This is a genomic window from Sphingobium sp. FW306-1B-F04DB (genome assembly GCF_058781925.1).
Window position 1 is genome coordinate 1 of sequence record NZ_JBYSXE010000063.1, and the last position, 22,081, is coordinate 22,081.

The following is a 22,081-nucleotide window of genomic DNA, read 5'->3' on the forward strand; positions in this document are numbered from 1 at the left end:
CCCGCGCACCGCGAAGCGTTCGAGCAGCACGGGAAAGCGGGTCTCGAGTATCTCGGGGTCGGTCAACCGACTGTTGGTCATGTGCGTCTGCACCGCGCTCGCGCCGTCGAAGCCCGGCCCCGCCCCCGCGCCGCCCGCGATCGTCTCGTAATATTGGTAGCGATCGTTGCCGAAGGTGAAGTTGTTCATCGTCCCCTGTGAGTTGGCGAGCGCGCCCGTGGCCGCGAACAGCGCATCGGTGATCGCCTGGCTCGTCTCGACATTGCCCGCCACCACCGCCGCAGGATAGCGCGGATTGAGCATCGAGCCTTCGGGGACGACCAGTTCGATAGGATTGAGGCACCCGTCGTTCATCGGGATCGCATCGTCGACCAACGTGCGGAAGACATAGAGCGTCGCGGCGCGGCAGATCGAATAGGGCGCGTTGAAATTGTCGGGCAGTTGCGCGCTCGTGCCCGTGAAGTCGATCCGCGCCGAGCGCGCCGCGCCATCGACGCTCACCTTCACCGCGATCGCCGCGCCATTGTCCATCTCGACGCGCGCTTCGCCATCGGCGAGACCCGAGATCAGTCGTCGCACCGCCTCCTCGGCATTGGCGATGACGTGGCGCATATAGGCGTGGATCACCCCGGCCCCATATTCGCCCGCGACGCGGCGCAGCTCGTTGGCGCCCTTGGTGCACGCCGCGATCTGCGCCTTCAGGTCGGCGATGTTGCGATCGGGATTGCGCGCGGGCCATTGCCCGGCCGCGAGCATCGCGCGCATCTCTGCTTCGAGGAAGCGCCCTGCATCGACCAGCAGCATATTGTCGATCAGCACCCCTTCCTCGTCGACGCTCTTGCTGTCGGGGGGCATCGATCCGGGCGCGATTCCGCCGATATCGGCATGATGGCCACGCGCGGCGACAAAGGCGTCGGGCTCGGCGCCGCCTTCGAGGAAGACGGGCATGATCACGGTGATATCCGGCAGGTGCGTGCCCCCGCGATAAGGCGCATTGAGCACATAGGCATCGCCGGGTTTCATCCCGCGCCCGTCGCGCGCACCGCCGCGCGCCTGGATGATCGTGCGGATGCTGTCTCCCATCGATCCCAGGTGGACCGGGATGTGTGGCGCATTGGCGATCAGCGCACCGTCGCGATCGAACAGCGCGCAAGAAAAGTCGAGCCGTTCCTTGATATTGACCGAGCTCGCGGTGTTCTGGAGCGCGACGCCCATCTCCTCGGCGATCGCCATGAAGAGGTTGTTGAAGATCTCGAGCATCACCGGATCGACGTTCGTGCCGATCGCGGGCGCGACCGCCCGGGGCACCGCGCGCGTCAGGATCAGGTTACCGATCGCATCGACCTCTGCCTGCCAGCCCGGCTCGACCACGGTGGTGGCCGAGGGGTCGATGATCAATGCGGGGCCGGCAAGCAGCGTTCCCGCGCCCAGCGTCGCGCGGTCGTGCACATCGGCGCTCAAATCGGGTTCGCCCGCGCCCGCCGGTGCCTGCAACCCGCCGCCCGCATCCTGCGGCTTCCCCACCGCTTCGGCGATCAGCGTCTCGACGATCACCGGTGTCTCGGGCGCGGTGAAGCCGAAGCGCGCCTCATGCTGCGCCTCGAAATCTCGGCGCATCGCCTCGGGCGCATCGAATGCGACTTCGAGCGTGCTGTCGCTGCCGTCATAGCGCAGCGCCGCACGCTTCAGCACCGTGGTCGCCGCAAGCGGCAGTTGCTGCGCCGCGAGCGCATGGGCCGCCGCTTCGGCGAGCGCGTCGATGCGCGAAAGGTCACTGCCCAGCGGCAGCCCGCAGCTTTCCTCACGCAGCACGTTCACATCGGCAAGGCCCATGCCATAAGCCGAGAGCACGCCCGCGAGCGGGTGGATCATCACGCGTTCCATGCCGAGCGCGTCCGCGACCATGCACGCGTGCTGCCCACCCGCGCCGCCGAAACAGGCGAGCGTATAGCGCGTCACGTCATGCCCCCGCGCGATCGAGATCTGCTTGATCGCGCTCGCCATGTTCTCGACTGCAATCCTGAGGAAACCCTCCGCGATTGCCTCCGGCGCCTTGTGCTGGCCCGTCGCTGCGGCAATCTCGTCGGCCAATGCTGCGAATTTGCTGCGCACAATTTCGGCATCTATCGGCTGGTCGCCCTCGGGTCCGAACACCGCGGGGAAATGCTCGGGCGTGATCTTGCCGAGCAGCACGTTGCAGTCGGTGACGGTCAGCGGCCCGCCGCGGCGATAGCAGGCAGGCCCCGGCACGGCCCCCGCCGAGTCCGGCCCCACCCTGAACCTGCTGCCGTCGAAGCTGCAGATCGATCCACCGCCCGCGGCGACGGTATGGATTTCGAGCATCGGCGCGCGCACGCGCACGCCAGCGACCATCGTCTCGTTGGTCCGTTCGTAGGTGCCCGCATAGTGCGACACGTCGGTCGAGGTGCCTCCCATGTCGAAGCCGATGATGCGGTCGAAGCCCGCCTCGGCGGCGGTCTTGACCATGCCAACGATCCCGCCCGCTGGCCCCGACAGGATCGCGTCCTTGCCCTGGAAGCGTGCGGCATCGACCAGCCCGCCGCTCGACTGCATGAACAGCAGCTGCGTATCGGCGCCCAGCGCGGCGACGACGCGGTCGACATAGCGCCGCAGCACAGGCGAGAGATAGGCATCGACTACGCTGGTATCGCCGCGCCCGACCAGCTTGATCAGCGGGCCCACCTCGTGGCTCGCCGAGACCTGCGTGAAACCGATCTCGCGCGCCATCGCGGCAAGTGCTTCCTCGTGCGCGGTCCAGCGCCAGCCGTGCATCAGCGCGATCGCGATCGCGCGGAAGCCGGCGTCAAATGCCGTTTGAAGTCCGGCGCGCGCGCTTGCGGCGTCGAGCTGCCGGAGCACCTCGCCCGAGGCGGTCACGCGCTCGTCGATCTCGACCACCCGCTCATATAAGGGCTCGGGCAGCTCGATATGTCGCGCGAAGATCTTCGGCCGCGCCTGATAGCCGATCCTGAGTGCGTCGCCGAAACCGCGTGTGATCGCGAGCAAGACGCGCTCGCCCTTGCGTTCGAGCAGCGCGTTGGTCGCGACCGTCGTGCCCATCTTGACCGTCTCGATCGCGCGGCCGTCCTGTTCCGCCATGAGCCGGCGAATGCCCTCCACCGCCGCATCGGCATAGCGCTCGGGATTGTCCGAGAGCAGCTTGGTGGTCAGCAGCCGCCCGTCGGGCGTGCGGGCGACGATGTCGGTGAAGGTGCCGCCGCGGTCGATCGAGAAGGCCCAGTCGCTCATCGCGCCGACAGCACCCGCGCGGTGATCGCGTCGAGCCGCGCCATCAGTTGCGGATCGCGCTTGTCGGGCGCGGTCATCAGCGCGGCATCAAGCACCGTGTCGATCGGCGACGCTTCGCGCACCGGCGGCAAGGCCTGCGCGAATTCGACGACCAGCCGTTTCGCGACATCGCCATTGGCCCTGAGCTGCGCGATCACCGCGTCAGCCTCGACATGCGCCTCGCCATCGCGCCAGCAATCGTAATCGGTCACCATGCCGATCAGCGCATAGGGCAGCTCGGCTTCGCGCGCGAGCTTGGCCTCGGGCATCGCGGTCATCCCGATCACGTCGCAGCCCCACTGGCGGTAAAGCAGGCTTTCGGCGCGCGTCGAGAATTGCGGCCCCTCCATCACCAGATAGGTGCCGCCCTCATGCACATCCGCGCCCGCCCTGCGCCCCGCTTGGCCGAGCATCGCCGAAAGCCGTGGACAGACGGGCTCGGCGACCGAGACATGCGCGATCATGCCGTTGCCGAAAAAGCTCTTTTCGCGCGCGAAGCTACGATCGACGAATTGGTCGATGACCACGAACTTGCCCGGCGGCAGTTCCTCGCGCAGCGATCCGATCGCCGAGAGCGATATGAGATCGGTGCAGCCCGCGCGCTTCAATATGTCGATATTGGCGCGCGCATTGATCCCGCTTGGGGAAAGCGGGTGTCCCCGCCCATGGCGTGGCAGGAACGCGAACTTCACCCCCGCGATCCGCCCGATCCGCAAATGATCCGAAGGCTGGCCCCAGGGCGAGGCGACGGGAATCCATTCGGCGTCCTCGAGCCCGTCGATATCGTACAGGCCCGATCCCCCGATCACGCCGATCACCCATTCGTTCATGCCCGATTCCGTCACCCTGAACTCGATTCAGGGTCCATGAACACTGTCGGCGCAGAATCGGCAAGGTTCGTGTTCATGGATGCCGAAACAAGTTCGGCATGACGTTCAGTGCCTAGTCGGCATCTCCGCGATCCACTGGCGCAGCAGCGCCACCGCTTCCTCGTGCACGGTCGCGCGGCCGACCTCGGGCATGGCGATGCCGGGCTCCGCCGTGTTCATCCGGTAAAGCAGGATCGACTGTTCGGGATGCCCCGGTGCGATGTCGAGCGCGAGCCCCCCCGATCCGCGCCCCGCCGCGACGGGCACTTTGCCGACGCCGATTGCCACCGCGCTCGGCTCCTCATAGGCCAGGAAAAGCCCCGAATTGCTCGCCGCACCCTGGCGGCTGTGACAATGCGCGCAATTGACGTCGAGATAGGCGCGCGCACGCTGGGCGAGATTACCCGAGCGAGGATCGTCCCAGCGCGGCAGGCGCGGCGCATCGACGGGCGCCTTGTCCAGCACCCCCGCGCGATATAGCCGCTTCAGCCGCGCACCGTTATTGAGGTTGCGCGCCTTGGGACCGATCGGCACCACCGCACCCGCGCTTCCGTGGCATTCCTTGCACTGGTTCTGGTTGGGCACCGCATAGCTGATCTCGCGCCGCGCGCCCTTCGCATCGATCCACGATATCGGCATCCGCGTGCCGCCGCGCTTGAGCACCGCCTCGGTGCGTTCGGCATTCCAGACATAGGGGAGCGCCACCCAGCCGCTTTCCCTCCGCAGCAGCAATCGCGTCTCCAATATGCGGACATCCTTGTCTGGCGCGCGCATGTCGGCGGGATAGCCAAAGCTCTTGATGAGCGCGCTCCCGACCGGGAAATCGAGCACCCCTTCGGCGGTGTAGCCGACCGTCTTGCCCGGCGGGACATAGATGAAGCGGAACTTCTCGGCATAGTCGGAGAAGAGCGGGGTGTTGAGCGCATAGGGCTCGACGCGCGCATTGGGCTTCGTCGCCGCGGCATCGGTGAAGAAGCGGAAATCGGAAAGCCGGGGCGGCAGCGTATCGCCCAGGATCAGTTCGTCCGCGACGGGCGGAGGCGGCGCCGCGCTGGTGAGCGCGAGCCAGCCAAACAACACACCCAGCAACCGGATCACTTGATCGCCGCTTCCATCTGCGGTGGCAGCACGACGGCGGCGGGTTCCGTGATCGGCGTTCCGCCCGAGAGATCGACGGGCGCGGGCTTCGCCTCGGTCACGGGCGAGGTGGGTTCGGCGAGACCCAGCGACAGCACGGGCACCTTGTCGCGCACCTGCACGACCGCCTTGCCCTTGCCCGTGCCGTCCCACAACACGGGCGGGATGCCGCCGCCGAGCGCCGCGGCAAGCTGCGCGCCGCCGTCGAAACCCGGCGCCCAGCCCGCACGGCCATGCTGGTTGTCGCGCACCACGATGTCGCGTGCGAGCGGGTCATATTTGGCGTCGTCGAACGGCTTCTTGTACGAAACGACCATCACGTTGGCGGTCGCATTGTCCGCCAGCGTGTTCTGGAACACATGAACGTTGCGGTTTGCCATCAGCATCACCCCGGTGCCGACGGGCACGGTGGCGACGATATTGCCCTTGGGTGCGAAATTGGGCGTGTCGTTGTTCACAACCTGATTTCTGAACACACGCACGTCGCGTCCGCCCATCTGTGGCAAATTGGGGAGGTCGAAGACAAGGATGCCGCCGGTGTTGCGCGTCGCGGTGTTGCCATAGACATCGGCATTGTAGCTGTTCTCGATCTCGATCCCGGCGACGTTGAACATCGCGGTCGAGTTGCGCACAACAATGTTCCTGGACTGACCGACATAGATGCCCGCGTCGGATGCGCCCTTCACAGTCACCCCGTCGATCAGCACGTCGCTCGATTCGACGGGATAGACGCCGTAGGCGCCGTTGGTCTCCCTGGGGCCGCCCGTCCATTCGACGCGCAGATTGTGATAGACGACGCGGTCGGCACCCTTGGACTTGATCCCGTCGCCCTTGCTGTCCTCGACCGCGAAATCGCGCAGGATTACGTCGTCCGAGGTGACGAGCAGTCCCTCGCCCGCGGCCAGCTGGTTCCTGAAGCTCAGCACCGTTTTGTCGGGCCCTGCGCCCTTGACCGTCACCTTGGCAACGTCGAGCGAGAGGCCGTCGGTCAGCTCGAACCGACCCGGACCGATCTCCACGGTGTCGCCCGGCGCAGCCTCGATCAGCGCGGTCTGGAGGCGTTCCTGCGCATCACGGCCCGGCGTGACCGCGATCGTCTTTGCCCAGCCGGGCGCGGCAAGCAGCGCTATCGCGGTCACTGCATATTTCAGCGTCATCCTCAACGGCCTCATGTCATGCATGCCAAGGCTCCTTTGACCTCGGGATGCCGGGCGCTTACAGGAATGTCAACGAAGGCGGTCCGCTGAGCCGCGCGTCAAGAAAAGGTGCTCCGTGATGAAGTCCGCGTTCATGATCCCCGCACTGCTGCTTGCCGCCACGCCAGCATTTGGGACGACACCGGTAACCGGCAACTGGGTCACCCAGGACGGCAAGGCATTGGTCGAGATCGGGCAGTGCGGGAAGATCCTCTGCGGCAAGATCGTGCGCATCCTGAAGCCCACACCCGGCCGTCCGCAGACCGATATCAACAATCCCGACGCGAAGCTCAAGAACCGGCCGCTGATCGGGCTGCCGATCCTGACAGGCTTCACCGCCGATGGCGCCGAGTGGACGGGTACGATCTACAGTCCCGAGGAAGGCAAGAGCTACCGCTCGGTGCTCCAGCGCAACGCCAATGGCACGCTCAAGGTAAAGGGCTGCATCGCGGTATTCTGCCAGACGCAGACCTGGAAGCCGGCGCGATAGGTCAGGCGTTCGCGAGGCTACGCTTCATTCCGTAGAGCAGATAGACGACGAGCCCGAATCCGTTCCAGATGAAGAACCATTTCTGCGTCTGAACGGGCAGGCTCAGGAACAGATAGATGCATCCCGCGATCGCGACACCGCCGACAAGCCAGGCCGCTGGCGTACGGAAGGGGCGATGCGCATCGGGCGCGCGACGGCGCATAACCAGCATGCAGACCGATACCGAGATAAAGGCGATCAGCGTGCCCGAATTGGCGAGCGCCGCGATCTCGTCCAATGGTACGAGCCCCGCGATGACCGACACGAACAGCGCAGTGATCAGCGTGATCCGAACGGGCGTGCCACGCTTCGGCGAGATTCGGGCAAGCGCCGGCGGCAGGAATCCGTCGCGCGCCATGACGAGGAAGATGCGGCTCTGGCCATAGAGAAAGGCAAGCAGCACGGTGGGGAGCGCGATGACCGCCGCGGCTGCCACCACGGTCGCGACGCCCGGCTGGCGGACCTCGCGCAGGATCAACGCCAGCGGCTCGGGGCTGTTGGCGAATTGTGTGAAGGGCAGCGCACCTACCGCCGCGGCCGCCACGACCATGTAGATCAGCGTGCAGATGAGCATCGAGCCGACGATCCCGATCGGCAGGTCGCGTTCGGGCTTCTTGGTCTCCTCGGCAGCCGTGGATATCGCGTCGAAGCCGTAAAAGGCGAAGAAGATGATCGCGGCCGCAGCCATCACGCCACGCTCGACGCCGTCGGGATTCATGTGCTTGCCAAAGCCGAAGGGCATGAAGGGTTCGAGATTGGCGGCGTTGAAGTGCGGTAGCGCGACCGCGACGAACAGCGCCAGCGTCACGATCTTGACCACCACAAGCACCGCGTTGAGCGTCGCGCTCTCCCTGGTGCCGAGCATCAGCAGTCCCGCGACGACCGCGATGATGAAGATCGCGGGTAGGTTGATGATCCCGCCAAGTTCGGGGCCCTGCGCCAGCGCCATCGGGAAATCCAGCCAGGCTTCGAGCAAAGGCGCCGCATAGCCCGACCAGCCGACCGCGACCGTCGAGACGACGAGCGAATATTCGAGGATCAGGCTCCAGCCCACGACCCAGGCGAACACCTCGCCCAGCACACCGTAACTGTAGGTATAGGCGCTGCCCGAGGCGGGCATCATCGTCGACATCTCGGCATAGGCGAGCGCGGCGCACGCGCAGATCACGCCCGCTATCGCGAAGGAGACCAGCACCGCGGGGCCCGCGCGATCGGCGCCGACGCCGATCAGCGTCAGAATGCCCGTGCCCACGATCGCGCCGACGCCAAGCGCCACCAGATGCGGCCAGGACAATGTCGGGGTGAGGCGATGCTCCTCTGGCTGGTCTTCACCGGTGAGAATCGTCTTCCGCCGCAACAGTCTGTTCATATCCGCTCCTGATTTCGCGCGGACGATAATGCAACGCGCGCCAATGTCGAGCGCGTGCCGCCGCTCAGTTGGGCGCGAATCAATCTCAACTCATCTGGTTGACAAGAAATCCGCATTGCGGGGGCAAGCAAATCTTGTTTCGCTCTTCTCAACTGAAACAGTAGTCAATGCGTGACTCATGATCCGGGGGATGAAATGACGACTGCACATCGACGAATCCTGCTCGCCGGCGTGGCGCTTCTCGCCTGCGCCACGCCTTCGCTTGCCCTTGCCGAAACCGCCGAAACCGCGGTGGCCGCTGAAGACGCCGAGCCCCAGGCGCGCGCCAGCGACGCCGCGGGCGAGATCGTCATCACCGCGCGTCGGCGCGAGGAACAGGTCCAGGATGTACCGATTGCGGTCGCAGTGGTGGATTCGCGCACGCTCGAAAGCACGGGCAGCTTCAACATCAGCCGGCTGCAGCAGATCCAGCCGACGCTACAATTCTACACCTCGAACCCGCGCAACTCGGCGATCAACATCCGCGGCATCGGTGCGCCTTTCGGGCTGACCAATGACGGCATCGAACAGGGCGTCGGCATCTATATCGATCAGGTCTATTACAACCGCGTCGCCGCAGCGACGCTCGACTTCCTCGACATCGAACGGATCGAGGTGCTCCGCGGCCCGCAGGGGACGCTCTATGGCAAGAACACCACCGCGGGCGCGGTCAACATCACCTCGCGCGCGCCCAGTTTCGACTTTGAGGGCCGCGCCGAGGTCTCGATCGGCAATCTCGGCTTCAAGCAGGCCAAGGCATCGATCTCAGGGCCGCTGACCGACGACGTCGCGATCCGGCTCGGAGTATCGACCACCGATCGCAACGGCACGATCAACAACGTCGTGACCAATCAGCGTGTCAATTCGCAGGATAATCTCGGCATCCGCACGCAGATCCTGTGGCGCGCGACCGACAGTCTCAACCTGACGCTATCGGGCGATTACAACGTGCAGGACCCCGTCTGCTGCGTGCAGATTTTTGCGCGCGTGGGCGCGACGCAGCGTCCGTTGAACCGGCAATATGCCGCTCTCGCTGCCGCGTTCGACTACGTGGTACCGAGCACCGATCCCTTCGATCGACTGACTGACCTCGACGCGCGCCTGCGCGCGCGCAACGAGGTGGGCGGGCTTTCGCTGCGCGCCGAATGGGATCTGGGGGCTGGCACGCTCACCTCGGTCAGCGCCTGGCGCTATTGGGACTGGACGCCCTCGAACGACCGCGATTTCACCGGTCTGCCGATTACCACCAAGTCCGAGAATCCGACGCGACAAAAACAGTTCACGCAGGAATTCCGCTACGCCCAGTCGGGTGACACGATAGACTTCGTCGTCGGTGCTTTCGGCTTCTATCAGGAAATCCGTACCAGCGGCCTTCAGGTACAGGGACCCGCCGCCAGCCGCTGGCTGCTCAATCCGCCCGCAGGCGGCTGCACGCCGACATCGACCTCGCTCGCATGCGACCCCAGCGTGCTCAATGGCCTGACCGCGACCAATGATATCCGGCTCGACAACACCAGCCTCGCCGCCTTCGGCCAGCTCACCTGGCACGTCACCGACAGGTTCAGCATCCAGCCGGGCGTGCGCATCAACTATGACAAGAAGGAAGGCCTCTACAGCTCGGTCGTGACCAACGGCCAAGGCCAGCTCGTCACCTTCGCCAGCACCGATCCGCGCATCGTTGCGCAGCGTGGTGTGCTTGCGCCGCAGTTCTTTGAACCCAACTTCAGCGACTGGAACCTATCGTACGACCTGACTGCGTCGTACCACATCACGCCTGACATCATGGCCTACGCCACCTATGCGCGTTCGTTCAAATCGGGCGGCGTCAACCTGAACGGCGTGCCTACCGACGCCGCCGGCAAGCCGATACTTGCGGCGGGAACGGTGAAGCCCGAGAAGGTGAACCATTTCGAGGTCGGACTGAAAACGCAGTTCTTCGAAAAGCGTGTGACGCTGAACCTGACGGGCTTCTGGACCGAAATCGAGGACTTCCAGGCGAATGTCACCAACGGCCAGCTGGGCGTGTTGCGCGGCTATCTCGCGAACGCCGAAAAGGTCCGCGTCCGCGGGATCGAGGCCGATTTCTCAGCGCGCGTGTCCGAGCGCTTCAACATCTACGCCAATGGCGCCTTCACCGATCACGAATATGTCCGCTTCCCCGACGCGCCCTGCCCACCCGAACTGTCAGGCGGTACCACCGCGGCAGCGGGCCAGACTCCATCGCCCCCGGGTACGCCCGGCGGCATCAGTCCCGCCAATTGCGACATTTCGGGGCAGTGGCTACCCGGCATTTCCAAATGGGCCTTTGCCTATGGCGGCGAGTACAACCTGCCGACCACCGTCTTCGGCGAGGATGGCGAGGTCTATTTCGGCGTCGACGGCAGCTATCGCTCCAAATTCTCGTCCAACGCCTCGCGGTCGGCCTACACCGATATCGGCAGCTATGCGCTTGCCAACTTCCGGCTCGGCTTCCGCACCGACGACGGGTTCAACATCTTCGGCTGGATCCGCAACGCGTTTGACGAGGACTATTTCGAACAGCTCGCGGTCACCCCGGGCAATACCGGCCTGATCGCGGGGCAGCCGGGCGATCCGAGGACCTATGGCCTGACGCTGTCGGCCCGCTTCTAGGATCATCGCCGCCACCACCCCGGATGGCGGCGGTGACAGCCACGGGCGCGAAGTCACGCACGCGCCCGTGGCTGGCCTTTTGCGTAGCCGAACGATCAGCGCTGACGATATTCGTGCGTGACGATCTGCTTCAGCCCGTGCAGCCGCACGACCCGGCCGCCCTCGCAGACCGGTGCCGCGGTAAGCCGCATCCAGCGGTGCTCGCCCTGTGCCGACCAAATCTCGGCATCAAGCGTGAAGCCGCGTTGATGCCGGATCGCATAGGCGCGTAATCGCTCCATCGCGGCGCGCGAGCCCTCGCAATAGAGCGCCACCGCCTCGGCACGCGCAACGGGCGCATCGACGGGCAATCCGAAAATGTCATAGACCTCGGCCGTCCAAGTCAGCGCGTTGTCGCGCAGGTCGCACTGCCACAAACCGATTCCGGGACGCGCGAGCTGCGTCGCAACGAGTCCGGTCGCAAGCGCACCCTTGAACGCCGCAGGATCGTGCAGATGGCCCAGATCGAAACGTTGCCCGCGCTCGAAGAGCGGCCAGCTATGATTGATCTGCAAGGGTTCGGTTGGCTTCAAGGCATGGCCTTCTGCGACGGCGGATCGACAATATGCGTTTCGCCTTAACAACTTCTGAGCCCGACGTCGCCCCTCGAGGCGCAGCGGTCAGCTATAGTCGGGATCGTCCATCCACGGCGCGAAATGGGGCATGTCCGCCGATACGCGATCGGGATAGCTGGCGGCACGCTTTTCGAGGAAGGAGGAGACGCCCTCCTTCGCATCAACGCTCGCGCCGCGCGCCCAGATCGCGCGGCTGTCGAGGCGATGTGCCTCCATCGGGTGCGCGGCGCCGAGCATACGCCACATCATCTGGCGCGTCAGCGCGATCGAGACGGGCGCGCTTTCGGCGGTGAGTTCCTGCGCAAGCGCCCGCGCGGCGGGGATCAAGTCCTCGGGCGCATGGAGCGAACGGACGAGCCCGCCCGCCAGCCCCTCCGAGGCGTCAAAAACACGCCCCGAATAGCACCATTCGAGCGCCTTTCCGATGCCGACGATGCGCGGCAGGAACCAGCTCGACGCCGCCTCCGGAACGATTCCGCGCCGCGCGAAGACAAATCCGAAACGCGCGCCGTCGCTCGCCAGCCGGAAATCCATCGGCAGCGTCATGGTCACGCCAATACCCACCGCAGGACCGTTGATAGCGCCGATCACGGGCTTTTTGCAGTTGAAGATCCGGAGCGTCAGCATGCCGCCGCCATCGCGCACGCCGGGGTGGCTGTAATCGACACTGCCATCGGCGCGGACCGGCGAGCCGACATCGTTCCATTTCTCACCGCTTGCATAGTCGAAGGTGGCGCCGCCCGCGCCCAGATCGGCGCCCGCGCAGAAAGCGCGCCCCGCGCCGGTCACGATCACCGCGCGCACAGCGTCATCGGCGTCGGCGATGTCGAACGCGGCGATCAGCTCCTGCATCATCTCGCGGGTGAATGCATTGAGCCGGTCGGGGCGGTTGAGCGTGAGCGTGAGGATGCCGTCGCTGACATCGGCGGTGATCGTGCTGAACGGGCGCATCATCCCTCCTGCGGGGCGGTTTGCGTTATTGCGGAGACGCCGGAGCCTTGGCGGCGATCGCCTCCTCCACCTCGCCCAGCCGATCCTTTCCGAACCACAGTTCGCCGTCAACGACGAAGGCGGGCAACCCGAACACACCATGATCGACCGCCGCCTGGGTGTTGCCGATCAGCCTGCTCTTGGTTTCCTGCGTCTGCGCGCGATCGGCTAGGCGATCGACGGGCAGCCCAGCTTCGGCAAACGCCGCGCCAAAGGTCTGCGGATCGTCCATCTTGCGCGGATCCTCCCACATATAGTGCCAGGCCGCTTCGACGTAGCGATCGAACAGCCCCTCGGCCTCAGCGGCGACTGCGCCGCGCATCAGCATCAACGTGTTGACGGGGAAATAGGGGTTCATGCGGAAGGCGAGGAGCCGGTGCTTCTCGATGAAGCGCTCAATCTCGCGATGCTCATAGGCCAGCTTGGCGGGGATGCCGGCAAAGGCGGAGGTCGGCGCCTGGTTGCCCGTCGCCTTGAAGATGCCGCCGAGCAATGCTGGCACGCGCCGGAACCGGACCCCGGTCCGCGCCTCGATCCCGGGCAACACGCGCCAGGCGAGATAGGCATTGGGGCTGCCGAAATCGAAATAGAAGATCGCATCGGTCATCGCGGTGCCTTTCACCATGTCTCGCCAAAGGGGCGCAGATCGAGCTCGTGCGTCCAGGCGTCTGGCGTCTGGCGGTGGAGCTGCCAATAGGCCTCGGCGATCGAGGACGGGTTCATCAGCTTTTCCTGCGGCACCTCGGCGCCCGTCGATTGCGCGATGCGGTCGCGTACCCAAGCGGTATCGACGGGCGAGTCGATGACGAGATGCGCGACATGGATATTTTTGGGCCCCAGTTCGCGCGCCATCGACTGCGCGACCGCGCGCAGCCCGAACTTGGCGGCCGCAAAGGCGGCATAGCCCGAGCCGCCCCGTATCGATGCGGTGGCGCCGGTGAAGAAGATCGAGCCGCCGCCATTGGCCAGCAGATGCCGCGCCGCTTCGCGCCCCGTCAGGAATCCCGCATAGCACGCCATTTCCCAGACCTTGCGGAACACGCGCTCGGTCGTATCGAGGATCGGGAAATTGACGTTGGCGCCGATGTTGAACACGCAGAGCTCAAGCGGCGCCGCAGCATTCACCTTCTCCAGAAAGCCGACGACCGCCTCTTCATTGCGCGCATCGACGCTGTGCGCGGTTGCCTGCCCGCCCGACGCCGTGATCTCGTCGACCAACCCTGCGAGCTTGGTGCCGTCGCGGCGGGCGAGATGGAGCTGATAGTCTTCGGCCGCGAAGCGGCGCGCGATCGCGCTGCCGATGAAATCGCCCGCGCCGACAATCGCCACGCTTGCATTGCCGCCCGCCATCATCGTCTCCTTGTCAGTCTCTTTTTAAGACTTATAATGCGCGACCGAGAAGAGAGTCAAACGGAAGGGCGGCCATGCAGTGGAAAGACCTGCGCGACGAACAGTGTTCGCTGGCGCGGACGCTGTCGGTGATCGGCGATCGTTGGACATTGATGGTGCTGCGCGATGCCTTTCTGCGCGTGCGTCGCTTCGACGACTTCCTGGACTCGCTCGGCATTGCCCGCCGCGTGCTGACCGAGCGCCTCACCAAGCTCGTCGAAGAAGGCATATTGGAAAAGCGGCTCTACCAGGAACGCCCCGAGCGATACGAATATCGACTGACCGCCAAGGGGCTTGATCTGTATCCCGCAATCCTCGCGCTGGTTCACTGGGGCGATCGCCACTATGCGGGGGATGACGGCCCGCCGCTGCTGCATCGGCACAAGACCTGCGGCCATGATTTCCGGTCGGTGATGACCTGCTCCGAATGTGGCGAACCCGTGCATGCGACCGAGGTGGAGGCGCGGCCCGCCTCGGTTGACACGGGACCGCGGCTCGCGGACAAGCCCGGCATCATCGAGGGGACAGCCAGACGCGCGCCATGACCGACAGCATCAAGCTCCACGACAGCTGGAAGGCGCCGCTGCTGCCCGAATTCGAGAACCCTTACATGGCGTCTCTGCGCCAGTTCCTGATCGACGAAAAGGCGCGCGGGAAGCGGATCTTTCCCAAGGGCGGCGAATATTTCCGCGCGCTCGACCTCACCCCGCTCGACCGCGTCAAGGTCGTGATCCTCGGCCAGGACCCCTATCATGGGGAAGGGCAGGCGCACGGCCTGTGCTTCAGCGTACGTCCGGGCGTCCGGCCGCCGCCGTCGCTGGTCAACATCTACAAGGAGCTGGAGGCCGATCTGGGGATCGCGCGCCCGGGCCATGGCTTTCTCGAACATTGGGCGCAACAGGGCGTGCTGCTGCTCAACAGCGTGCTCACCGTCGAGATGGCGCAGGCGGCATCGCATCAGGGCAAGGGGTGGGAACGCTTCACCGACGCGATCGTGCGACTGGTCAATGATCACGCCGAGCCGGTGGTATTCATGCTCTGGGGTGCTTATGCGCAGCGCAAGGCGGCCTTTGTCGATACGTCGCGCCACCTCGTGCTCAAGGCCGCGCATCCCTCGCCCTTGTCAGCGCATAATGGCTTCCTCGGCTGCCGGCACTTCTCGAAAGCCAATGCCTTTCTTGAAGCCCGGGGCTTGGGCGCGATCGACTGGGCCCTGCCGGCGCATTCCTGACACCCTTCGGCCGGCGAATTGCGAATCGTCAATGCGTTAAAGGCGCTCGTGAGTGAAAGGGCAGCGCTGTACCGTGTCGAGTGCGAAACGTTCTGGGCGCCTTCCGTCAACAAGGCGGATGGCGACCTTGCCGCCAGCCGCGCTCACGACGGGCGGCTTCTGATCATGCGGAGGGAACGGGACATGGGCGCGGAAACTGCACTGAAGAGCCCGACGTTCATAATCGAGAAGAACGGCAAGCATTATTTGTCGACCGGCGTGCTGGAATATGATCCGGCGAAGACGATCAGCCTGACCGAGCAGAATGGCGTGGCGGGTATCAAGACGGCGTTCGCCGGTGGCCCCAAATTTCATGCGGTCGAGGTCGATACCACAACCGTCACGAGCTTTGCGCAAACCGGGCCCAGGCGCTTCTCCTCCCCGCTTGCCGGCGGCGGTGCACTCGGGTTCCGCGGTCCTACTTTCATCATTGCGAAGGACGCGAAGCATTATCTGACCACGGGCGTGCTGGAATATGACAGGGCCAAGGCGATCAGCCTTACCGAAGAGAATGGCGTCCTCGAGCTACAGCGAGCATTTGACGGCGCCCACAACAGATTTGAGGCTGCCGAAGTAGCCACGGCGACAGTCACCCCCTTCGCACAGACCCGACCCAGGAACGTGGTCATCATTGGGCCGTGATGCTGTCGGCGGCTGCGCGATTGCGGGACAGTTCCGTATTGGCGAGCGCGCGTCGCATGGGCCGCCAATGCGGCGTGACGCGGCTTGCCGACATAACCCGGCTCGATCGGATCGGCCTGCCCGTTTGGCAAGCGGTTCGCCCGGCGGGACATGCGCTCAGCGTGCATCAGGGCAAGGGCGCGACCCCCCGCGACGCGATGATCGGTGCGCTGTGCGAAGCGATCGAGAGCCATTGCGCCGAACAGGTGGCGCCCGATGGCCCCTTTTGCCCGGCGCGCGCGCTACCGCGCCCGGCCACCTTACCCGAGTTCAGCGACCTGGCCGCAGATCGCTCGATGCCGCCCGAACGCGAAGCGGCCATCCAGTGGTGCTCGGCCGAGGAGATAGCGACCGGCGCGCCAGCATGGCTGCCCTTCGACTTCGTCTCCCTCGATCTGACGCGCGATTGGGATTCGCCTTTCGATCGTTCGAGCGGGGGCCTTGGCGCGGGGGCCACGGAAGCCCGAGCCCGTCAAAAGGCGTTGCTCGAGCTACTCGAAAATGACGCGGTCGGCCGATGGGAACGACTGGATCTCTGGTCGTGCATGCAGACAATCGTCGACCTCGATAGCATATCGCTGGACTGGTTCGGGAAATGGCGAGCGCGGCTGCACGCGCTTGGCATGGCGCTGACGGTCTGCGCGTTGCCCGCCGTGACCGGGCACCCCGTCTTCGTTTGCCTGCTCGTCTGCCATGATCGGGCCACGTCTTTTGCTACGTTCATGGGGTCGGCCTGTCATGGCGATGCCGGGACGGCGCTGTTCGGTGCATTTGCCGAGGCGGTGCAATCGCGGCTGACGCTGATCGCAGGGGTGCGCGACGATGCGCTGCCGTCGGCATATCGTCCGCCTGAGGACGCCTTGCCGACGCTCGGCCCTCTGCCCCCGTTGCCGCCCGGCTTTCAGGCGCTGCGATGGGAAGCGACCCGCGACCACCCGATCCTGCCCAACGACATCGCGGACGCGCTTCACAACGCCGGCTACGGGCCGGCCTTGAGCAAGACGCTATCTCCGCCGGACTCCGAAATCGTCGTGGTCAAGGCCTTCGTTCCCGGGCTTGGCTCGCTGCAGCGCACTGCCCGGGGGGAAATTGCGCCATGCGCGTGATCGCCTTTGCGGGTCCCTCGCTCGATGCTGCGGCGCGCGCAGCCCTTCCGCAGATCGCATGGCACCCTCCCGCCGAAGCGGGCGACCTGTTGCGCCTCGCCGTGGATCCGCCCGACGCGATCTGCCTGATCGACGGCTATTTCGATCAGCGCCCCGCGGTCCGGCACAAGGAGATTCTGCTGCTGCTCTCGCGCGGCGCACGCATCTATGGCGCGAGCAGCATCGGCGCATTGCGCGCCGCCGAGATGGACATCTATGGCATGGTCGGCGTCGGCGCGATCTATGCCGCCTATCGCGATGGCAGGATCGAGGGCGATGACGAGGTGGCGCTGCTCCATGCCCCCGCCGCGCTCGATTGGCGCCCATTGTCGCTGCCTTTGGTCGATGTGCGCGCGACGCTTGATACCGCACACGCGTCAGGCATCATCGCGCATGCCGAACGACACAGGCTGCTCGCGGCTGCCGCCGCGATCTTCTATCAGGACCGAGACTGGGCCGCGATCCTGGCAGCAGCCGGCCGGCCATCCGCAACGGCGCTGCAATGCTGGCTGGAGCAGAACGCGGTCCCGCAAAAGGCGATCGATGCGCGCGCCTGTATCACGGCTGCGCTGAACCAGGACGGCGAACCCGGGCCGCGTCCCGAGGCGGTCATGCCGGGCTTTGTTGCGGCGCTGGCGCGCGAGTGTGGATTGGCGGAGACGCCTCAGATGCAAGCGCCGCACGGAACAGCGTCAATATCACCTCGCGCTCCCCGCGATCCTGGAACGGATGCTGAAACATGATCCACTCGAAGAGCTGCGCATCGTCGAGCGGCGCCGCTGCGACCCAGCGATCGGCGACATGCGCGCGCCACTGCGCGGCATGGCGCGCGGCATCTTCGGCATTCAGCGCCTGCGCCGCCACCAACGCGTAGAACTCGCTCGATATCGTCGGACGGGTCATGCGCGCCAGGCTCCGCGCCGCCGCCGCATAGTCGTGCCGGAGGAGATGGAGCAGCCCCTCCTCCTCATGCGGCGCTTCGGTGACGAAGGGCGCGAGCCGCTTGCAGCGTTCGAGCAGCGCAACCGCTGCATCGGTATCGGCGAGGAACATCAGCGCTGTCGCGACCTGGACAAGCCGCCCGCCGTTATAGGGATTGAGCCGCAGCGCCTCTTCGAGATGCGCGCGCGCCGGTTCAACCTCGCCCGCCCAGAGGTGGCACCAGCCGTTGACGGTATGGATGTGCGAATCGCCGGGATCGAGCGCGAGCGCGCGTGCCGCTAGTTCCTGCGCACGCGCGCGTTCGGCCGAACCGGTCGCACCGAGCCCGGTATAGCCATAGTCGGTGTTGTAGAGCCGGATGAGCGGGGGATAGGCGAGGCAGAAATCGGCGTGGCGCGCGATCAGCGCCTCCCATGCCTCGGCCATCATGCGCGCATCGTCGAAGCCGGCGATATGGCGCATGCGCAGCCGGTTGCGGAAATAGAGGTCATAGACATCGGTCGCGTGGCGCGGAAGGTTGCGCAGCACGTCGTCGCGCATGCGGGGCAACGCCGCGGCGGCGATGCGGTGCAGCAGGTCCTCGACATTGAGCGCATCGCTGTCGAGCGCGAGGCTGGCGGCGTCCGCCCAGACCACCGCCTGGTTGGCAAGGCGCGACAGCCGCGCATAGATCCGGATCGCTCCCGGCGCGTCGACCAGCGTCAGCATGAGCTGATAGTCGCGCTCGCCCATCCCCGGAACCGCGCCGGCATCGCCCACCGCGCCGGGCGCGGACACCAGCCGCACATCGCGAAAGCGCGACAGGTTGAACAATATCTCTTCGCGCAAGATCGAGGCGAGGTGCGGATGTCGTTCGGAGATGCCCGAGTCGTCGAAGGCGGGCACATAGAGCAGCGGCGGGTCGCCTACATGGCCCGTGGCGGTGCCTGTCGCGGGCACCACGGGTGTCAACGGTGCGACGATGGTCGGCCGCAGCCGGTCGGGCAATTCGCCGAGCTCGCGGACGGGCGCGAGGAAGCGATAGCCGCGGCCATAGACGGTCTCGATGAAGCGCGGCGTGCCGCGCGCCTCGCCAAGTCCATGGCGTAGTTCCTTGATCACCGAGGTCAGCGCCGATTCGGACACGACCGTGCCGTCCCAGACGGTTTCGAACAGCGTTTCCTTGGTGATCAGCCGCCCGGGATGCTCGATCAGCATGACAAGGACGCGAAAGGCTTTGTTACCGATCCGAACGGCGCCATGCGGCCCCCATAGCCGTTCGTCGCCGCGATCAACGGTGAACTCGCCGAATTCGAACGCGGTGTCGCGATCCATCAGCCGCCCTCCGGCGCGCATGGGAGCCCCATATCGGCGCCGACCTGGTCCTGCGGCGCCTCCGCCGGCCCTTATAGCACGTCCTGCAGTCTCCGCCGAGCCGCAGAAAACCGCGCCCAATTCTGTGAGAATTCTGAAAAGACTCCGGATCAGAGTTTTTCCAGCCCCTGCTCAGGATGCCTGTGAACCGATCGCCTAATCCTCTCTCCAGCGACGGCCCCCGCCAACGCTTATCAAGGATCGGAGACCAGAGATGACCAGGAACACAACTTTGACGACCGTAATTCTGACCACCGCCGTTGGGGCGCTGACCCTTCTCGCGGCGCCTTCGGCTTCGGCGCAGGAGATCAAGTTCGCCTATCGGCAGTATGAGCTGCAGACGCCCGATGGCACGCGCAACGTCTATCAGCGGATGATCAAGCAGGTCCGCCGCGTGTGCAGTGGCTGGGGCGTGACCTCGGTCGACCGCAGCATGACTCGCGGGGCATGCGTGCGCGATCTGTCCGACCAGCTCGTACAGAAGATCGGTGACGAGCAGCTTGCCGCGCTCCACAGCCAGGACGCCAGCCAGACCCGTCTTGCCAGCCGTTAGTGACCCCGGCTCAGGCAGCGCAGGGAGCGTGATGGGGATCACGCTCCCTGTTGCGCTTGTTATCGGCCGCGAGACGCAGCGATATGTGCATCGATCAGCTGCTCGAGCACGGTCATGGGCACCCCGCCCGCCTTCACCACCGCATCGTTGAACCGCCTCAGATCATAGCGCGCGCCCAGCGCCGCCATGGCCTTCTCGCGCAGCCGGTTGATCTCGTTGTGCCCGGCCTTGTAGCCACACGCCTGCCCCGGCCACGCGCAATAGCGATCGACCTCGCTGCTCACTTCCTCGACCGTCGAGCCATTGGTCGTCGCGAACCACTGGATGGCATGGTCGCGCGTCCAGCGCTTGGCATGCAGCCCGGTGTCGACGACGAGCCGGCAGGCGCGGAACGAGATCGACTGGAGATAACCCAGCCGCCCGAGCGGATCGCCCTCATAGACGCCGAGTTCGTCCGCCGTCTGCTCGGCATAGAGCGCCCATCCTTCCGAATAGGCGTTGAACGCGAGCAGCGACCGGACGAGCGGCAGCTTGTAGCTGTACTCGCCCTGCCAGATATGGCCCGGAATCCCCTCGTGATAGGTCAGCGTCGGCAGCGCATAGCGCGGCCAGATTGCGGTATCGCGCAGGTTGATATAATAGTTGCCGGGGACCGAGCCGTCGATCGTACCCGCCGAGGCATAGCCGCCCGGGGCGCCCGCCTCGATCTCGGGCGGCACGCGCTTGACGACCAGCTTGCCCGGAACGAGCGTCGCGAAGGCGCGTGGCAGGCGTTCGCGGATATCGGCGACGCGCCCGTTGATGTAATCGAGGATCTGCGCACGCCCCGCATCGGTATTGGGAAAGAGATAGCGCGGATCCTTGCCGAGCGCCGTCATCCGCTCGCCGACGGTCCCGCGCGTCAGCCCTTCGGCGCGCAGCAGCGCATCCATCTGCGCCGCCAGCGACTCGACCTGTTCAAGGCCGCGCAGGTGCACCTCTTCGGGCGACATGCGCGACGTGGTCGCAGCGCGCAGCGCCCAGCCATAATAGGCATCGCCCCGTGGCAGCTTCCAGACCCCGGCCTCGGCGGTCGCGGCCGCGCGATGATGCTCAAGTTCGGCAATCTGCCGATCGAGCGCAGGCGCCAGCTTCTCGCTTGCCAAGCGCGTCGCGCGCGCGACATAGGCTCCGGCCATGTCCCGCGTCCGCCGCGCGATCGAGGCTACGACGGTCCAATCGGCGACGGGCTGTCCGCGCGACGCCTTCATCTGCCGGAGCGTCTTGTCGAGCAGGAAGGCGGGCGCGATCACCCCTGCGGCGCGATCATGCGCGAGGCGCGCGGTCTCGCCGTCGAGCGCGGCGGCATAGGCATCGAGCCGCGCCAGATAGGCATCGGCGTCGGCCGCATCTGCGATAGCGTGATTGCTGTCGAGAAAATCGGGGATTTCGATGAAGGCGCCCGTGTTCTGCGCGACGACATAGGGTGCGTTGCGGTAGGACCACTGCTGGCTCAGCGTCACGACGTCGCCGAAACCGAAGCCGAAGCCCTCGACCGCGAGTTCATGCGCGGCGGTGACAACCGCGACATCGTTGCGCGCCGCAGGGCTGAGGCGATCCAAATCGATTGCGCGCAACCGGGAGAGCCTTTGCTTGGCCGCCGCCGCGAGACTTTGCACGCCATGGGGTGAGCGGTCGGTCAGGCGCGACTTGAGCGCCTTGCGCGCGCCCTTGTCGAGACCGAGCGCGCCCGCGTTTTCGGGATATTCGGCAAGCAGTGTCTCGGCGATATCGGCAAGCGTTCGCCCGGTGGCGGCGTCGGCATCGGTTGTGGTGCCGGCGGCACGCAGCGCGCCCGGAAGCAGTTGCAGCGCAGCCAGCGCGCTACCGGCCTGAAGAAAATGCCGGCGATCCAGTTGCGCCATGACCTCGATGCTCCTCGCGATTGTACGACGTCGCGGTGGGTCGCACAGACGGTGCTGGGGCGCAATGCGCGGTGCTTTTGGCGCAATAAAAAAGCCCCTCTGGCTGGAGCCGAGGGGCTGCGTGTTGGCAGGTTGAGACCTGGTTGCGGGAGCAGGATTTG

General features: G+C 65.7%; 18 protein-coding genes and 1 pseudogene. 8 read left to right on the plus strand and 11 right to left on the minus strand.

Annotation, left to right across the window (positions count from 1 at the left end):
• From AC3WJD_RS19615 to AC3WJD_RS19630, 4 genes are all read right to left on the minus strand, one after another.
• On the minus strand, positions 1 to 3,270 hold a 3,270-nt coding region (locus AC3WJD_RS19615), incomplete at its 3' end, for a hydantoinase B/oxoprolinase family protein (protein WP_492748440.1).
• Positions 3,267 to 4,139: an S-methyl-5'-thioadenosine phosphorylase gene (locus AC3WJD_RS19620; RefSeq protein ID WP_492748441.1), complete on the minus strand. Its 873-nt coding sequence runs from the start codon at positions 4,137 to 4,139 to the stop codon at positions 3,267 to 3,269. The genes AC3WJD_RS19615 and AC3WJD_RS19620, both read right to left, overlap by 4 nt.
• Positions 4,140 to 4,244: 105 nt before the next feature.
• Positions 4,245 to 5,276, minus strand: coding sequence for an SO2930 family diheme c-type cytochrome (locus AC3WJD_RS19625; protein ID WP_492748442.1), 1,032 nt, complete (start codon positions 5,274 to 5,276; stop codon positions 4,245 to 4,247).
• A complete protein-coding gene (locus AC3WJD_RS19630) occupies positions 5,273 to 6,496 on the minus strand; it encodes a parallel beta-helix domain-containing protein (RefSeq protein ID WP_492748443.1) in 1,224 nt (407 codons plus the stop codon). Before AC3WJD_RS19630 ends, AC3WJD_RS19625 begins: the two co-directional genes overlap by 4 nt.
• A 94-nt stretch (positions 6,497 to 6,590) precedes the next feature.
• Here AC3WJD_RS19630 and AC3WJD_RS19635 point away from each other — a divergent pair, with 94 nt between their 5' ends.
• Positions 6,591 to 7,001 carry a DUF2147 domain-containing protein gene (locus AC3WJD_RS19635; protein WP_492748444.1) on the plus strand — a complete coding sequence of 137 codons (411 nt, stop codon included), beginning with the start codon at positions 6,591 to 6,593 and terminating at the stop codon, positions 6,999 to 7,001.
• Position 7,002: 1 nt separating this feature from the next.
• On the opposite strand, the gene AC3WJD_RS19640 is transcribed toward AC3WJD_RS19635, so the two are convergent.
• Positions 7,003 to 8,409 (minus strand): amino acid permease, encoded by a 1,407-nt coding sequence (locus AC3WJD_RS19640; protein ID WP_492748445.1) that lies wholly within the window; start codon positions 8,407 to 8,409, stop codon positions 7,003 to 7,005.
• 195 nt (positions 8,410 to 8,604) lie between these two features.
• On the opposite strand from AC3WJD_RS19640, the gene AC3WJD_RS19645 reads away from it, so the two are divergent.
• Positions 8,605 to 11,079, plus strand: coding sequence for a TonB-dependent receptor (locus AC3WJD_RS19645; protein WP_492748446.1), 2,475 nt, complete (start codon positions 8,605 to 8,607; stop codon positions 11,077 to 11,079).
• Between the two features lie 95 nt (positions 11,080 to 11,174).
• On the opposite strand, the gene AC3WJD_RS19650 is transcribed toward AC3WJD_RS19645, so the two are convergent.
• The 4 genes from AC3WJD_RS19650 to AC3WJD_RS19665 form a co-directional block, all read right to left on the minus strand.
• The gene (locus tag AC3WJD_RS19650; RefSeq protein WP_492748447.1) at positions 11,175 to 11,651 is read right to left on the minus strand and encodes a hypothetical protein; all 477 of its coding nucleotides are present in this window, start codon (positions 11,649 to 11,651) and stop codon (positions 11,175 to 11,177) included.
• Positions 11,652 to 11,738: 87 nt separating this feature from the next.
• A complete protein-coding gene (locus AC3WJD_RS19655) occupies positions 11,739 to 12,644 on the minus strand; it encodes a crotonase/enoyl-CoA hydratase family protein (protein ID WP_492748448.1) in 906 nt (301 codons plus the stop codon).
• 25 nt (positions 12,645 to 12,669) lie between these two features.
• The gene (locus AC3WJD_RS19660; protein WP_492748449.1) at positions 12,670 to 13,308 is read right to left on the minus strand and encodes a 2-hydroxychromene-2-carboxylate isomerase; all 639 of its coding nucleotides are present in this window, start codon (positions 13,306 to 13,308) and stop codon (positions 12,670 to 12,672) included.
• A complete protein-coding gene (locus tag AC3WJD_RS19665) occupies positions 13,302 to 14,033 on the minus strand; it encodes an SDR family oxidoreductase (RefSeq protein WP_492748450.1) in 732 nt (243 codons plus the stop codon). Before AC3WJD_RS19665 ends, AC3WJD_RS19660 begins: the two co-directional genes overlap by 7 nt.
• A gap of 74 nt (positions 14,034 to 14,107) precedes the next feature.
• Here AC3WJD_RS19665 and AC3WJD_RS19670 point away from each other — a divergent pair, with 74 nt between their 5' ends.
• The 5 genes from AC3WJD_RS19670 to AC3WJD_RS19690 are packed head-to-tail and all read left to right on the plus strand — an operon-like array spanning position 14,108 to position 17,911.
• Positions 14,108 to 14,617: a winged helix-turn-helix transcriptional regulator gene (locus AC3WJD_RS19670; protein ID WP_492748451.1), complete on the plus strand. Its 510-nt coding sequence runs from the start codon at positions 14,108 to 14,110 to the stop codon at positions 14,615 to 14,617.
• Positions 14,614 to 15,303 carry a uracil-DNA glycosylase gene (gene ung, locus AC3WJD_RS19675; RefSeq protein WP_492748452.1) on the plus strand — a complete coding sequence of 230 codons (690 nt, stop codon included), beginning with the start codon at positions 14,614 to 14,616 and terminating at the stop codon, positions 15,301 to 15,303. Before AC3WJD_RS19670 ends, ung begins: the two co-directional genes overlap by 4 nt.
• Before the next feature lie 18 nt (positions 15,304 to 15,321).
• On the plus strand, positions 15,322 to 15,984 hold the full coding sequence (locus tag AC3WJD_RS19680) for a hypothetical protein (RefSeq protein ID WP_492748453.1): 663 nt from the start codon (positions 15,322 to 15,324) through the stop codon (positions 15,982 to 15,984).
• A 56-nt stretch (positions 15,985 to 16,040) separates the two neighbouring features.
• Positions 16,041 to 17,129, plus strand: a complete 1,089-nt coding sequence (locus AC3WJD_RS19685; RefSeq protein ID WP_492748454.1) for a YcaO-like family protein — start codon at positions 16,041 to 16,043, stop codon at positions 17,127 to 17,129.
• Positions 17,120 to 17,911: a TfuA-like protein gene (locus tag AC3WJD_RS19690; protein WP_492748455.1), complete on the plus strand. Its 792-nt coding sequence runs from the start codon at positions 17,120 to 17,122 to the stop codon at positions 17,909 to 17,911. Before AC3WJD_RS19685 ends, AC3WJD_RS19690 begins: the two co-directional genes overlap by 10 nt.
• A 1,225-nt stretch (positions 17,912 to 19,136) precedes the next feature.
• Here the strand turns inward: AC3WJD_RS19690 and AC3WJD_RS19695 are convergent.
• Positions 19,137 to 19,445, minus strand: a pseudogene (locus AC3WJD_RS19695) (winged helix-turn-helix domain-containing protein); the annotation flags it as partial.
• 250 nt (positions 19,446 to 19,695) lie between these two features.
• Between AC3WJD_RS19695 and AC3WJD_RS19700 the strand changes: the two are divergent.
• Positions 19,696 to 20,016 (plus strand): UrcA family protein, encoded by a 321-nt coding sequence (locus AC3WJD_RS19700; RefSeq protein WP_492748456.1) that lies wholly within the window; start codon positions 19,696 to 19,698, stop codon positions 20,014 to 20,016.
• 59 nt (positions 20,017 to 20,075) lie between these two features.
• Here the strand turns inward: AC3WJD_RS19700 and AC3WJD_RS19705 are convergent, their stop codons facing one another.
• On the minus strand, positions 20,076 to 21,920 hold the full coding sequence (locus AC3WJD_RS19705; RefSeq protein WP_492748457.1) for a DUF885 domain-containing protein: 1,845 nt from the start codon (positions 21,918 to 21,920) through the stop codon (positions 20,076 to 20,078).
• Positions 21,921 to 22,081 lie beyond the last annotated feature (161 nt).

Excerpts from the sequence above, each read along its gene's own strand:
- AC3WJD_RS19660 (WP_492748449.1), bottom strand. The coding sequence starts at position 13,308 with ATGGTGAAAGGCACCGCGATGACCGATGCGATCTTCTATTTCGATTTC.
- AC3WJD_RS19645 (WP_492748446.1), top strand. The coding sequence starts at position 8,605 with ATGACGACTGCACATCGACGAATCCTGCTCGCCGGCGTGGCGCTTCTC.
- AC3WJD_RS19665 (WP_492748450.1), bottom strand. The coding sequence starts at position 14,033 with ATGGCGGGCGGCAATGCAAGCGTGGCGATTGTCGGCGCGGGCGATTTC.
- AC3WJD_RS19655 (WP_492748448.1), bottom strand. The coding sequence starts at position 12,644 with ATGCGCCCGTTCAGCACGATCACCGCCGATGTCAGCGACGGCATCCTC.
- AC3WJD_RS19640 (WP_492748445.1), bottom strand. The coding sequence starts at position 8,409 with ATGAACAGACTGTTGCGGCGGAAGACGATTCTCACCGGTGAAGACCAG.
- AC3WJD_RS19690 (WP_492748455.1), top strand. The coding sequence starts at position 17,120 with ATGCGCGTGATCGCCTTTGCGGGTCCCTCGCTCGATGCTGCGGCGCGC.
- AC3WJD_RS19705 (WP_492748457.1), bottom strand. The coding sequence starts at position 21,920 with ATGGCGCAACTGGATCGCCGGCATTTTCTTCAGGCCGGTAGCGCGCTG.
- AC3WJD_RS19630 (WP_492748443.1), bottom strand. The coding sequence starts at position 6,496 with ATGCATGACATGAGGCCGTTGAGGATGACGCTGAAATATGCAGTGACC.
- AC3WJD_RS19670 (WP_492748451.1), top strand. The coding sequence starts at position 14,108 with ATGCAGTGGAAAGACCTGCGCGACGAACAGTGTTCGCTGGCGCGGACG.
- AC3WJD_RS19635 (WP_492748444.1), top strand. The coding sequence starts at position 6,591 with ATGAAGTCCGCGTTCATGATCCCCGCACTGCTGCTTGCCGCCACGCCA.
- AC3WJD_RS19685 (WP_492748454.1), top strand. The coding sequence starts at position 16,041 with ATGGGCCGCCAATGCGGCGTGACGCGGCTTGCCGACATAACCCGGCTC.
- ung (WP_492748452.1), top strand. The coding sequence starts at position 14,614 with ATGACCGACAGCATCAAGCTCCACGACAGCTGGAAGGCGCCGCTGCTG.
- AC3WJD_RS19620 (WP_492748441.1), bottom strand. The coding sequence starts at position 4,139 with ATGAACGAATGGGTGATCGGCGTGATCGGGGGATCGGGCCTGTACGAT.